This window comes from Pseudoxanthomonas sp. LjRoot125, from assembly GCF_964252705.1.
Lineage (GTDB): Bacteria > Pseudomonadota > Gammaproteobacteria > Xanthomonadales > Xanthomonadaceae > Pseudoxanthomonas_A.
This window is the reverse complement of record NZ_CAXUOY020000001.1, coordinates 3,114,868-3,128,099: the sequence shown is the minus strand read 5'-3', so window position 1 is coordinate 3,128,099 and position 13,232 is coordinate 3,114,868. Positions and strand designations below refer to the sequence as shown.

Sequence of the window (13,232 nt, the reverse complement as noted above, 5' to 3'; positions counted from 1 at the left end):
GCCCCCGGGTAGGCCTTGGGATAAGGTGTCCCGTCCATTTAGGTGAGTCGTCTGGATGAAGCTGGTGTCGGCCTGGTTGAAGATCCCGTTCTGGCAGCGCGTCGTCGCCGGCTTCGTGCTGGGCGCGCTCGCAGGCTGGCTGATGGGGCCGGCGGCGGGAACCTGGCTGAAGCCGCTGGGCGATCTGTACGTCACGCTGATCAAGATGATCGCGGTGCCGCTGGTGTTCTTCGCGGTGATCAATGCGGTGTCCAGTCTGCACGGGCAAAAGTCCGTGGCGGCGCTGGGCGGGCGCACGTTCCTGTGGTTTGCCGCCACCGCCGCGCTGGCCGTCTGCGTGGGCCTGGCCGTGGGCTGGGTGGTGCAGCCGGGCAAGGGGCTGACCGGGCTGATGATGGCGCCCGACTACCAGGTGCGCGAAGTGCCCACGCCGGTGCAGGTGCTGCTCGACATCGTGCCCGCCAATCCGTTCAAGGCGCTGACCGAAGGCAAGATCCTGCAGGTGATCTTCTTCGCGGGATTGCTCGGTTTCGCACTCGTGAAGCTCGGCGAACGCAGCGCGGGCCTGCGCAAGCTCGCGGGCGAGGCCAGCGACACGATGGTGCAGGTCACCCGCTTCGTGCTGGAAATGACCCCGCTGGGTACGTTCGGCCTGATCGGTTCGCTGGTGGGCACGTACGGCTTCGAGAAGCTGCTGCCGCTGGGCAGCTACATCGGTGCGTTGTACGTCGCCTGCGCGCTCCACATCGTGGTGGTGTACGGCAGCCTGCTGCTCGCGCATGGCCTGAACCCGTGGAAGTTCTTCCGCGGCGCGGCGCCGGGCATGCAGGTGGCGTTCGTCAGTTCGTCCAGCTTCGCCTCGATGCCGGTCGCGTTGCGCAGCGTCACCCACAACCTGGGCGTGGACAAGGATTACGCCGCATTCGCCGTGCCGCTCGGCGCCAGCATCAAGATGGACGGCTGCGGCGCGATCTACCCGGCGCTGACCTCGATCTTCGTGGCGCAGTACTTTGGTCTGGACCTGTCGGTGAACCAGTACTTCGTCATCCTGCTGGCCTCCGTGCTGGGCAGCTTCGGCACGGCCGGCGTGCCGGGTACGGCGACGGTGATGGTCACGCTGGTGCTGAGCGCGGCGAACCTGCCGCTGGAAGGCATCGGTCTGCTCGTGGCGATCGACCGGATCCTCGACATGATGCGCACGATGACCAACGTCACCGGCCAGATGCTGGTGCCGGTGCTGGTGGCGAAGGAGACCGGCCTGCTGGACAGGGAGGTCTACGAATCGGCGTCGACGAACGTAGGCCTCACGGACGACGCAGCACCCACGCCATGAGCGACGCCGGGTCGGTCGAACTGGTCGAGTCGTTCCCCGATGCGCCGACCTACAGGCGGCTCCGCATCGAGACGGGCCTGTCGCCGAAATCGCAGGAAGCCGCGGAGCGCGGGCTTGCGAACACGCTGTATGGGGTCAGCCTGCTGACGGCCGGAGAGGTGATCGGCATGGGGCGGGTGGTCGGCGACGGCGGCACCGTGTTCGTCGTCGTGGACATCGCCGTGCGACGGGACCACCAGGGGCAGGGATTGGGCAAGCGCATCATGGCGGCGTTGGATGCATGGCTGCGCGCGAACGCACCACCTTCGGCCTACGTCATGCTGGTCGCGGACGGAGAAGCCCGGCATCTGTATGCGCAGTTCGGCTTCGCCGACACGGCGCCTGCATCGATCAGCATGGCTTATGTAGCGCGCGGTTCCGGTACCGACAGCTAGGCGTTGGCCTCGCGCGCGTTGCGCGACACCCACCAGGCGAATACCGCCGCCGTGACGAACATCAGCAGGCTGTAGACCGCGGCGGGCACGGAGATCGTCGGTTTCTCCAGCACGTTGAGCGCGATGAAGATCGCCAGCGTGCCGTTGTGGATGCCGATCTCCATCGCGATGGCGATGGCCTGCTTCTTCGGCAGGCGTAGTGCCAGCGGCGCCACGTAGCCAGCGCCCATGCTGACCAGATTGAACAGCAGGCAGGCCAGGCCGACGATGGCGAAGTAGGTGGCCAGCGTCTCCCAAGACTGCACGACCGCGGCGGCGACCAGCAAGGCGAGCACGAGGACCGACAGCAGCCGGATCGGCTTCTCCGCGCGGGCTGCGAAACCCGGCGCCTTCGCGCGCAGCAACATGCCGATCGCGACAGGCAGCAGGATGATGGCGGCGACCTCGACCACCTTCTTCGTCGGCGGCGGCACGTACTGGCCGGCGCCGAGGAAGTACTCCAGCGACAGGTTGAGGATCACCGGCAGCGTCAGCAGGCAGAGCAGGCTGTTGATCGCCGTCAGGGTGATGTTCAACGCCACATCGCCACGGGCGAGATGGCTATAGATGTTGGCGGTCGCGCCACCGGGCGAAGCCGCGAGCAGCATGAGTCCAACGGCGAGCTCGGCGGGCAAACCGAAGCCCAGCGCCAGCCCGAACGCGACCCATGGCAGAACCAGCGTCTGCAGCGCGAGTCCGATCAGCACCGCGCGCGGATAACGCGCGACGCGACGGAAGTCGTCCAGCGTCAGTCCCAATCCCAGCCCGAGCATGATGATGCCCAAGGCCAACGGCAACAGCAGGTTGGTCAGCAATGAAGCCTGCATCGCGTACGACTCCCCTTCGGCGCGAATGGTTGGATGGCGTGCATGTGGCGCTTGCCGGAGGATGGCGGCAACGCGCCATGCGGCGCAAGTTGCGCTGCACCGTCGAACCGAAAAGAAGAAGGCCGCACATGGCGGCCTTCTTCGCATCGCGGATCTGCGCTGCGCGTTACATCGTGACGCGGCGGCCGCTGAGGTAGCGGTTGCCCCAGTAGCCGGTCAGCAGCGTGTCCACGCGCACGTCCTTGCCGCGGCTGGGCGAGTGCAGGAAGCGGCCTTCGCCGACGTAGATGCCGACATGGTTCACGCGGCCCTTCAGGCCGAAGAACACCAGGTCGCCCTGGCGCAGTTCCTCGCGCGCGCCGATCAGTTCGGCGTCGGCCTTGCTGGCCATGTCGCGGGAGACGCGCGGCAGTTCGATGCCGAGCGCGGTGCGGAACACGTAACCGACCAGGCCGCTGCAGTCGAAGCCGCTGTCGGGCGAGGTGCCGCCCCAACGGTACGGCGTGCCCATCAGCGCGAGCGCGCGCTGCAGTACGACCTGGACCTTGCCGCCTTGCTGTTCCTGGGCGACCACGCCTTCCTTGCTGAGGTCGTAGGCGGCCAGCAGCTTGCTGATGTCGCCGGCGACCATCGCCGAGCGGTCGACCAGCGGCAGCGTATCGCTGGCGGCCAGACGCGGGAGCAGGGCGGAGAGGGTGGCGGTCGCGGCCTCGGCGGCCTTTTCCTTGACGCTGGCGGTAACCGACTTGGCCGGGGTCGCGACGGGCGCTTCGACCACGTCGGTGCTGGCGACGGCCGGGGCGGCAGCGTCGACCGGGGCCGGCGCGTTCTGGGCGACAGCCGTCGAAGCGGCGACGCAGAGCGACAGGCTGAGGAGGATTCGGGTGACCCCCCGCGGGATGCGGTGGGTGGCGGCTGGCAGGCCTGGCGGCAGGTCGTCGGTCGTCACGCGCGGGAAGGTTTCACAGGATGATCACGATAATGCCGGCTGATCGGACCGATTTGGTTCAGAAATCGTTATTTATTCGTTAAGAGTGAACGTCCGCTGTCACAGAGTTGACCGATTCCTAACGAAGGACGCGTTTCGCGCCGGTGTAATGGTCCCGCCAGTAGGGCCCGTCCAGATGGTCCAGCCGGACCGTACCCCCGGTGCTCGGGGCATGGACGAAGCGCCCCTCCCCCACGTAAATGCCCACGTGGGTGACGTTCCCCCGGCTGCCGAAGAACACCAGATCGGCCGGCGCCAACCGGAGGGGCTCGATCTTCGGGCCCTGCACGCCCGCCAGCTCGCGCGAGGTGCGAGGCAGGCGAACATCCAGCATGTCCCGGAATACATAAGTGACCAGGCCACTGCAGTCGAAGCCGGATTCCGGGGTGTTGCCGCCGTACCGGTAAGGCGTGCCCACCAGGCCGATGGCCCGCATCAGCACCGCCGTCGCGGCGGCCGGATCGTTGGCTTCCACCACGGGCCACGCGCGCTGCGAAGGTGGCGGCGAGGATTTCCGGGCCTGGGGCTTGGAGCCGCCACAGCCGGCCAGGCCCAGCACGATGGCGCAGACGGACAGCGCGACCCAGCGCTGAAGTGGCGCGGGCAGGGGCAAGCCGGGATAATGTCGGGCCTTCATCGCGGCGCATCTTCGCCGCATTCCCTCGCGGCCGACAAGCCGCTCCTGTCCTGCCGGCCGGCAGGCCCCGCCCAGAGTCCCGCATGAAAATCGCAAAAGACAGCGTCGTCCGTTTCCATTACACCGTGTCCGAAGCCGGCCAGGAGCCGATCGAAACCTCGAAGGACCGCGAGCCGCTGGCGATCCTCATCGGCCATGGCAACATCATCCCGGGCCTCGAGAACGCGATGCAGGACCGTGAAGCCGGCGAGAGCTTCGGCGTCGATGTCGCCGCGGCCGATGCCTATGGCGAGCGTCGCGACGGCCTGACCCAGCGCGTGCCCAAGAAGCACTTCGGCAACCAGCGCCTGATCCCCGGCCAGCAGGTCGTGCTGCAGACCAACTTCGGCCCGCGCGCCGTCACCATCGAGAAGGTGGGCATGAGCGTGGTCGACGTCGACCTCAACCACCCGATGGCGGGCAAGGACCTGCACTTCGACGTGGAGATCGTCGAAGTGCGTGAAGCCAGTGCCGAAGAACTCGAGCACGGCCACGTGCACGGCGACGGTGGCCACCACCACTGAGCCGCGCCCGACACGTCCATCGAACGGCCCGCGCACGCGGGCCGTTTTTTTTGGGCGCGCAGGGCGGTGAGTCGGGCATGTTCTAATCGCGGCTTCGATCCAGGGGGGAATGGAATGACGGCGACGATCACGGAAAACTTGGCACCGGTCGGGATGGCGGAGCGCATCGAGGCGATGGACGTGCTGCGCGGCTTCGCGCTGCTGGGCATCCTGTTGATGAATCTCGAAGGATTCGTGGGCCCGGTGATGGCCTCGGCGAGCGGCGTGGATCCGACGCTGACCGGAGCGGACCGCATCGTCGACCTGCTGATCTACATACTCGTGCAGGGCAAGTTCTACACGTTGTTCTCGTTGTTGTTCGGCATGGGATTCGCGGTGATGTCGCAGCGCGCCGAGCAGGCAGGCCGCCCGTTCGCCGGCATCTACTGGCGCCGCGGACTTGTCCTGCTGGCGATCGGGCTGGTGCACGCGATCTTCATTTGGGCGGGCGACATCCTGATGATGTACGCCCTGTGCTCGTTCCTGCTGCTGGCGTTCCGGCCATTGCCGTACCGCTGGTACGTGTGGTTCGGGCTGGGCGCCTACGTCATGCCGATCGGCTTCATGTACCTGATGGGTGCGATGGGTTCGCTGCTCGGCGGCACCGAAGGCTGGGACAAGGCGATGGGCGAGATCGGTGCGCAGATGCAGGCGCTGGTCGACAACGAGCGGGCCGCTTACGCCAGTGGCAGCTACGCCGATGCGACATGGCAGCGCCTGAAGAGTACCGGCATGGCGCTGAGCAACATCACGATGTTCGGGTTCATCGCCTTCGGCCTGTTCCTGCTGGGCGCGTGGTTCGTCCGCAGCGGCGCCATTGCCCGCCCGCTCGAGTTTCCGCGTCTCTACGCCGTGCTGCGCTGGGTGGCGTTGCCGCTCGGATTGGTGGCCATGCTCGGCTCGGTGGCGCTGTCGCCGACAATGGATCCGACGACCTTCAACCTGCGCGTGTCCACCGCATTCGCCCTGCAGATGATGGCCAACCTGCTGATGTGCCTGGGGTACCTGGCGTGGATCGTGAAAGCGTTGCAGAGCCCGATGGGCGAGCGCGCGTTCTCGGTGCTGGCACCTGCGGGCCGGATGGCCCTTACCAATTACCTGATGCAGTCGCTGGTGTGCACGTGGATCTTCTACGGCTATGGGCTGGGTTATTTCGAACAGTTGCCGCGCGCCTGGCACCCGCTGTTCGCCCTGGCCTTCTTCAGTGTGCAGGTGCTGCTCAGCCATGCCTGGCTGTCGCGCTTCCGGTTCGGACCGATGGAATGGGCATGGCGCTCGCTGACCTACGCCCAGTGGCAGCCGCTGCGCCTTCGCGCCGCGTGATTGCGACTACACTGTCGGGGTGAATTCCCCCCGCGACGACGTCCTCATCATCGGTGGCGGTGCCATCGGCCTGGCGACCGCCCTGGCGTTGCTGGAAGCCGGCCGCAGCGTGCGCGTCATCGATGCGGGCCCCGCTGGCGGAGGCGCTTCGCATGGCAATTGCGGCACCATCACGCCCAGCCACGCGCCGCCGCTCGCGGCGCCTGGCGTGGTGGCGCAGGCGCTGCGCTGGATGTTCACGCCCGATGCGCCGCTGTATCTCAAGCCGCGCGTCGATCCGGCGTTGTGGCACTGGCTGTTGCGCTTCGCGATGCGCTGCAATACGCGCGACTGGCGGGAGAGCACGCAAGCACGCGCTGCATTGCTCAATGATGCGCGTACGCGACTGGCCGAGTGGGTCGGTCGCTACGGCTTGCAGTGCGAGTTCGAGGAAGAAGGTCTTGATTACGTCTTCCGCGACCCGCGCAAATTCCAGCAATACGTGGACGAAAGCGTGGTGCTGAAGGAATTCGGCATCGCCACGCAGGTGTTCGGTGGGCGCGACTACGAGCGCGAGGAGCCCGCGATGTTGCCGGGCGTGGCGGGCGCCATCCGGTTCCCGGGCGATGCCCGCCTGCGCCCGGACCGCTACGTGGCCGAACTCGCGCGCGCGGTGCGTGCCCATGGCGGCGTCATCGACGAGCACTGTCGGGTGGAGCGGCTCGAACAGGCGAGCGAAGGTGTTCGGGTGACCACGGAGCAGGGGCCGCGGGAAGGACGCGACGCGGTGATCGCACTGGGCGCCTGGACGCCTGCGTTCGCGCGGCGGCTCGGTATCCGCGCGCCCATCCAGCCCGGCAAGGGCTACTCGATCACCTACTCGCGACCCACGCGGGTGCCCCGCCATCCGATGGTGCTGAAGGATCGCTCGGTGTGCGTCACCGTGTGGGAGAGCGGTTTCCGGCTCGGTAGCACGATGGAGTTCTCCGGCCACGACGACAGTCTCAACCCGACCCGCCTCGCCGCGCTGGAGCGGGGCGCGCGCGAGTTCCTCCGCGAGCCCGTTGGGCCGGACGTCCGTGAGCGCTGGTGCGGCTGGCGTCCGATGACCTGGGACGATCTGCCATTGCTTGGCCGCGCGCCCGGCCAGCGCGGCGTCTGGATCGCCGCGGGCCACGGCATGCTGGGCATCAGCATGAGCACGGCCACCGGCCAGCTGATGGCCGACATGATCACCGGCCGTACACCGGCCTTCGATCCCACCCCCTACCGACCGGAGCGATTCGCATGACGCCACAGGAATTCGATCTTGTCGTGATCGGCGGCGGCTCCGGCGGACTCGCCGGCGCGTTCCGCGCGGCCTCGCACGGTGCGCGGGTGGCCTTGCTGGAACCGAAGGAACTGGGCGGCACCTGCGTCAACGTTGGCTGCGTACCGAAGAAGGCGATGTGGCTGGCGGCTGATATGGCCCAGAAGATCGCGCTGGCATCGTCGCTCGGCTTCGACGTGCCGCCGCCGGTGCTCGACTGGAAGGAATTCATCGTCCATCGCCAGCGCTACATCGCCGGCATCCATGCCAGCTACCGCAAGCGGCTGGATGAAAGCGGCGTGGTGCTGATGCCCTGCCACGGGCGATTGCTCGACGCGCACACCGTGGTGAACGCGGACGGCGTGCCGCTGCGCGCGGAGCACCTGTTGATCGCCACCGGTGGTCGGCCCTCGCGACCGGACATCCCGGGCGCGGCGCTGGGGCAGGTGTCGGACGACTTCTTCAACCTGTGCGCCGCACCGCAGCGCGTGGCCATCGTTGGCGGAGGTTACGTGGCGGTCGAACTGGCTGGCGTGCTGCAGGCACTGGGCAGCCAGGTGGAGCTGTTCGTGCGAAGCCAGAAGCTGCTCGACGGCTTCGACGCGCAGATCACCGCGGAGCTGGCCGATGACATGCGCCAGCATGGCGTGCGCCTGCACTTCGGTTATGCGGTGGCGGCGCTGGAGGAAGCGCGCGACGGCGGCGTGATCGTGCTGGCGGAAGATGGCACGCGCAGCGAGCGCTTCGACGGGTTGATCTTCGCCACCGGCCGCCGTCCGAATACCGGCGACATGGGGCTGGAGGCCGCGGGCGTGAAGACCGATGCGCGGGGTTTCGTGCCGGTGGACGCCTGGCAGGGCACGAACATAACTGGCATCCATGCGGTGGGCGACGTGACCGGCCAGGCGGCGTTGACGCCGGTGGCTATCGCAGCCGCGCGACGGTTGATGGATCGGGTGTTCGGTGGGCAGCCCGATGCCCGGCTGGATTATCGCGACATCGCGACCGTCGTCTTTTCGCACCCGCCCGCAGGCAAGGTAGGACAGACCGAGGACGAGGCCCGCGCTGCGCACGGAGACAGCGTGAAGACCTACACCACGCGTTTCCGACCCATGCTGCACGCGCTGGCCGATTCGCCGCAGCGCAGCCTGTTCAAACTGGTCTGCGTGGGTGAGGAGCAGCGGGTGGTCGGCATCCATCTGTTGGGTGAGGGCGCCGACGAAATGCTGCAGGGGTTCGCCGTCGCGCTCAAGAAAGGCATCACCCTCGCGGACCTGCACGACACGGTGGCCATCCATCCCACCAGCGCCGAGGAAGTGGTGCTGATGCGCTGAATCCACGGCGCGGGGCGCGGCGATACAATGGCGCCATGGACACCTACACGCTGCACCAGGGCACTGCGCCGCTGTTCATCAGCCTGCCGCACAACGGGACGCGCGTTCCCGACGACATCGCCGCACGCCTGACACCCGAAGCGCGACGCGTGCCGGACACCGACTGGCATGTCGCCGAGCTGTACGACTTTGCGCGCTCGTTGGGCGCATCGATCATCGTGCCGGCGTACTCGCGTTACGTGGTCGACCTCAACCGCCCGGAAGACGATGTCTCGCTGTATCCAGGACAGAACACCACCGGCTTGTGTCCCATCGTGCGCTTCAGCGGTGACCCCGTGTACCTGCCGGACCAGGCGCCTACGCCGGACGACATCGCCGCGCGCGTCGACACCTACTGGCGGCCCTACCACCAGGCGTTGCAGCAGGAACTCGCCCGCATCCGCGAGGCGCATGGTCGCGTAGTGTTGTGGGAAGGCCACTCCATCCGCAGCGAAGTGCCCTTCCTGTTCGAAGGACGGCTGCCGGATTTCAACCTCGGCACGGCGGCAGGGGCGAGCTGTTCACCCGCCTTGCAGCAGGCACTCGAAGGCATCCTCGCGTCGCAGTCGGACTACAGCTTCGTGGTCAACGGCCGGTTCCGCGGTGGCTACATCACCCGTCACTACGCCGATCCGGCGCAGCAGGTGCAAGCCGTGCAACTGGAACTGGCGCAGCTGAACTACATGGACGAGGACAGCTTCGCCTACCTGCCCGAGCGCGCCCGTGGTACCCAGTCGCTGATCCGGCGGCTGCTGGAATGCACGCTGGCATGATCCCGCGCCGATGACCCGTCCCGGCGCAGAGGACGAACTGGCGCAGCCGCTGGACGTGGCGCCGGCCGAGGCGATCGATGCGCCACCGGCGCATCCGGCCTTGCATGCCGTGAGCCGTTCCGGGCTGATGCTCGCGGCGATGGGCGCCATCGCGTTCTCGGGCAAGGCCATCATCGTCAAGCTCGGCTATCGCTACGGCACCGATGCGGTCACGCTGCTGGCGCTGCGGATGCTGGTGGCTTTCCCGTTTTTCCTCGCGATGGGCGCGTGGGCCGCACGACGCAGTTCGCCGCTGAGTACGGCAGATCGCGGGCGGATCCTGCTGCTCGGTTTCCTCGGTTACTACCTCGCCAGCTTCCTGGATTTCGCCGGGTTGGCGTACATCACCGCCACCCTGGAACGGCTGATCCTCTACCTCACCCCGACCCTGGTGGCGCTGATCGGCTGGCTGGCGTTCGGCCGGCGCATCTCGCGGCGCCAGGCCGTCGCGCTGCTCGTGAGTTACCTCGGCGTGGCGCTCGCCTTCGGCCATGACCTGCAGGTGGGCGGCGCCAACATCGCGCTGGGCAGCTTGCTGGTGTTCGGCAGCGCGCTGGCGTATGCGCTTTATCTGGTGGGCAGCGGAGAACTGGTACAGCGCGTGGGTGCGGTGCGCCTGACGGCCTATGCGAGCAGCGTGGCCAGCGTGCTGTGCCTGCTGCAATTCGTCCTGCTACGGCCGATGGAAGCGCTGGCGTTGCCATGGGAGGTCTACGCGCTTTCGCTGGTGAACGGGACCTTGTGCACCGTGCTGCCGGTGCTGGCGGTGATGATGGCGGTTGCGCGCATCGGGTCTGCGCTGGCCGCGCAGGTGGGGATGATCGGGCCGGTCTCAACCATCATCCTGAGCCTGTTGCTGTTGGGCGAGCCCATGGGGCCGTGGCAGGTCGCCGGCACCGTGCTGGTGATGGCGGGCGTGTTCGTGGTGTCCAAGCAGAAGACGGTCGTCCGTTGATCATGCGCGCCTAGGCGATGGCAGTGGCGTCCGCCAGCCATTGCACCACGTGGGACAGCGCTTCCGCGTGGCTGTCGCCCGCGTCGCGTCGCTCCCGGTAACGCTGCAGCTGCCCGTGTGCGCTGGTGCCGTCCTCGAGGATCTGCCACACGCGCTCGACCTGGCGCATGCAGTCCAGTACGCGGATGTCCTCGTCCAGCGCTTCCAGGGTGTTTTCCAGCATCTCGCGCACCGACACGAGGCGGCGGCTGCCCAGGTCGATCAGGCCGGCATCGAATCCGTAACGCTGCGCGCGCCACAGATTCTCCGCGACGATCGCCTGATCGCCTGCATGCAGGTCGGCGTACAGTTCGGGCCTGCGATCGAGATGCCGCACCAGGCAGCGATACAGCTGCGCGATGGCCAACGCATCGCACAGATCGGTGCAGGCGTCGGTGACACGGAGTTCCAGGGTGGGAAAGGCGAGCGACGGTCGCAGCGCCCACCAGAGGAAGCTTGCATCCTGGATCGCGCGACCATCGGTCATGCGCTGGACGTAGTGATCGTACTCGGCCTGTTCGCGGAACAGCGGTGGCAATCCCGTGCGCGGGATCTCCTGGTAGGCGGTCTGCCGATACCCCATCAGGCCGGTGGCGTGACCCATCCAGAAGGGCGATGACGTGCTGAGTGCGAGCAACAACGGCAGAAACGGTTGGATGCGCGCCATCAGCGCGACGCGATCTGCGGGTTCGGCCGGTTGCACATGCACATGCAAGCCGCACAGCAGGTTGCGCTGGCCGAGCATCTGCAGTTCGCCCATCACCTTGTCGTAGTGGGGCTTGTCGGTGCTGCGTTGCCCGCGCCATTGCGCCGAAGGATGCGTGCCGGCCGACAGGATGCCGAGTCCATGCCGGTGCGCGATATCGCCGACGGTGCGGCGCAGCGCACGCAGGTCGGCTTCGGCGGCGCCCGTGTCGTCGTGCACGCCGGTCTGGACTTCGACCTGGGTCTGCAGCATCTCGCTGCCGAAACGCTCGCCCAGTGTTGCGCGGCATTCGGCGAAGAACCGCCGCGGCATGTGCCGCAACCGACGCCCGTTGCGGCGCACGAGGAAATATTCTTCCTCGAGACCGAACGTATAGGGATGACGGGAGGGCCCGGATTTCGAAGCCATGCCGGGGTTATCGCACCGACTCGGTGAACGCGATGTTCAGCCGCGCTGCGACCCTTTGGGCGATCCGTGCATCTCCTGTACGTCATTCTCTCCGACCGGGCGTTCGATGATCCGTTGCGCTGCTGTGCTGGTATTCCTTTTGCTGATGCTCGCGTCGGGCCCTTCGGTAGCGCAGGCCTCGTTGGATGTCCGGATCAACAGGCTGCAAGGCCTGCTCGATCTTGCACTGTCCTACTGCGGAGGCGACGAAGGGTCGCCAGCCCTGCAGAAGGCGCTCGCAGACGTGGCGCCGCCGAGCGCCGCCGATGCGGATCGTCTGCACCGCTTCTGCGGGATGGACAGGTGGCGGGACTTCCGTTCCTCGGAAGAACGACCGCGCGGTTACGGCCGGTGGTCGTCGCCCTGGTGGAGGCTCCAGGATGAAGCCGTCCTCTCCCCGGATCTGAAGACGTTCCAGCAACGCATCGCCGAGGATTACGCACCCGAAGAGCAGAAGATCGTCATGGATGCGCTGGCGGCCGTCGAACCCTGGTATGTCGAAAAGGTGGAAGGAGGTTTGGCAGGCCAGGCGTCCGCGATGGCGGATGGCATGCGCGACCATCTTCAGGAGCACAGGGTGGACACGTTGCTTGCCGCGGCCGCGAGGTTCTACGGTCTGCCGGGTGCCGCCGACGTGCCTTGGACCATCGGCCTGTCACCCGTTCCGGTCGGGGGCGGCTCGTTCAGCGCGACGGTGAATGGGCACGTGGTACGCAGCTTCATGCCGGTGGACAGCCGCGACTACACGGGCTACGCGAGCGTCGTGGTGCATGAGGTGGCCCATGTCCTGTTCGGGCGCCAGCCGCTCCCGCAGGTGGAACGCATCCGCGCCGCCTTCCGCGACGCGCCGTCGCCCAACCGGCGCTACGCCGAAGCCTGGCTCAACGAAGCCCTGGCGACGGCGGTGGGCAATGGATGGGCCTACCGGCGCATGGCGGGTCACGATGACAGCGCGGCCTGGTACGACGATGCCGTCATCGATGCCTACGCACGCGCCATTGCGCCTGCCATCTATGCGCGCCTGGACGCCAATGCGCCTATGGACGATGCGCTGATGGCCGGATGGGCTGCCGCGTTCGACCGGGCGTTGCCGGACGCTCGCCGCAATCCGGAGGTACTGCTGCAGCACCTGGTCCTCGTCACCTCCCAGGGGCGCGACGTGGCGGGCCAGCTACAGCGTGCGCTACGCGAACGGCTGCGGGTGCGCGCGATGACGGTCGTCAGCGAGGCGCCCGCGGACCAAATGCCGGAAGAAGCGGCCACGATCCTGCGCGTAGAGATCGCAGAGGGCGCCGGAGCAGGGAGATGGACGCGCGAGGAGGCCGCGGACGGTCGTCTCGTCTACCGGATTCGATTGCCGCATGTCGCGGCATTTCCCGAAGCGCTGGATACGCTGGTCGCGAACATCCGCACCGATGCTTGGTAGGCA

The 13,232-nt window shown here is 67.3% G+C and carries 13 protein-coding genes; 9 read left to right on the top strand and 4 right to left on the bottom strand.

Annotation, left to right across the window (positions count from 1 at the left end; genetic code table 11):
* Positions 1–55 precede the first annotated feature (55 nt).
* Positions 56–1,333 (top strand): dicarboxylate/amino acid:cation symporter, encoded by a 1,278-nt coding sequence (locus ACSION_RS14660; protein WP_435306497.1) that lies wholly within the window; start codon positions 56–58, stop codon positions 1,331–1,333.
* Entirely contained in the window at positions 1,330–1,767 is a 438-nt protein-coding gene (locus ACSION_RS14655) for a GNAT family N-acetyltransferase (RefSeq protein WP_435306496.1), read from the top strand. Before ACSION_RS14660 ends, ACSION_RS14655 begins: the two co-directional genes overlap by 4 nt.
* On the opposite strand, the gene ACSION_RS14650 is transcribed toward ACSION_RS14655, so the two are convergent.
* From ACSION_RS14650 to ACSION_RS14640, 3 genes are all read right to left on the bottom strand, one after another.
* Positions 1,764–2,633, bottom strand: coding sequence for a bile acid:sodium symporter family protein (locus ACSION_RS14650; protein WP_435306495.1), 870 nt, complete (start codon positions 2,631–2,633; stop codon positions 1,764–1,766). The genes ACSION_RS14655 and ACSION_RS14650 overlap by 4 nt on opposite strands.
* Before the next feature lie 166 nt (positions 2,634–2,799).
* Positions 2,800–3,582, bottom strand: a complete 783-nt coding sequence (locus tag ACSION_RS14645) for a C40 family peptidase (RefSeq protein WP_435306494.1) — start codon at positions 3,580–3,582, stop codon at positions 2,800–2,802.
* Positions 3,583–3,700: 118 nt separating this feature from the next.
* Entirely contained in the window at positions 3,701–4,258 is a 558-nt protein-coding gene (locus tag ACSION_RS14640; protein ID WP_435306493.1) for a C40 family peptidase, read from the bottom strand.
* Positions 4,259–4,341: 83 nt separating this feature from the next.
* Here ACSION_RS14640 and ACSION_RS14635 point away from each other — a divergent pair, with 83 nt between their 5' ends.
* From ACSION_RS14635 to ACSION_RS14610, 6 genes are all read left to right on the top strand, one after another.
* A complete protein-coding gene (locus ACSION_RS14635) occupies positions 4,342–4,821 on the top strand; it encodes an FKBP-type peptidyl-prolyl cis-trans isomerase (protein WP_093487098.1) in 480 nt (159 codons plus the stop codon).
* Positions 4,822–4,935: 114 nt separating this feature from the next.
* On the top strand, positions 4,936–6,183 hold the full coding sequence (locus ACSION_RS14630) for a DUF418 domain-containing protein (protein WP_435306492.1): 1,248 nt from the start codon (positions 4,936–4,938) through the stop codon (positions 6,181–6,183).
* 19 nt (positions 6,184–6,202) lie between these two features.
* A complete protein-coding gene (locus ACSION_RS14625) occupies positions 6,203–7,453 on the top strand; it encodes an NAD(P)/FAD-dependent oxidoreductase (RefSeq protein ID WP_435306491.1) in 1,251 nt (416 codons plus the stop codon).
* Positions 7,450–8,805, top strand: a complete 1,356-nt coding sequence (gene gorA / locus ACSION_RS14620) for a glutathione-disulfide reductase (protein ID WP_435306490.1) — start codon at positions 7,450–7,452, stop codon at positions 8,803–8,805. Before ACSION_RS14625 ends, gorA begins: the two co-directional genes overlap by 4 nt.
* Before the next feature lie 35 nt (positions 8,806–8,840).
* Positions 8,841–9,617 carry an N-formylglutamate deformylase gene (hutG, locus tag ACSION_RS14615; protein WP_435306489.1) on the top strand — a complete coding sequence of 259 codons (777 nt, stop codon included), beginning with the start codon at positions 8,841–8,843 and terminating at the stop codon, positions 9,615–9,617.
* Positions 9,618–9,744: 127 nt separating this feature from the next.
* Positions 9,745–10,611 carry a DMT family transporter gene (locus ACSION_RS14610; RefSeq protein WP_435306722.1) on the top strand — a complete coding sequence of 289 codons (867 nt, stop codon included), beginning with the start codon at positions 9,745–9,747 and terminating at the stop codon, positions 10,609–10,611.
* A 10-nt stretch (positions 10,612–10,621) separates the two neighbouring features.
* Here ACSION_RS14610 and ACSION_RS14605 read toward each other — a convergent pair whose 3' ends face one another.
* Positions 10,622–11,764 (bottom strand): carboxylate-amine ligase, encoded by a 1,143-nt coding sequence (locus tag ACSION_RS14605; protein WP_435306488.1) that lies wholly within the window; start codon positions 11,762–11,764, stop codon positions 10,622–10,624.
* 124 nt (positions 11,765–11,888) lie between these two features.
* Between ACSION_RS14605 and ACSION_RS14600 the strand changes: the two genes are divergently transcribed.
* Entirely contained in the window at positions 11,889–13,229 is a 1,341-nt protein-coding gene (locus ACSION_RS14600; RefSeq protein ID WP_435306487.1) for a hypothetical protein, read from the top strand.
* Positions 13,230–13,232: the final 3 nt, after the last annotated feature.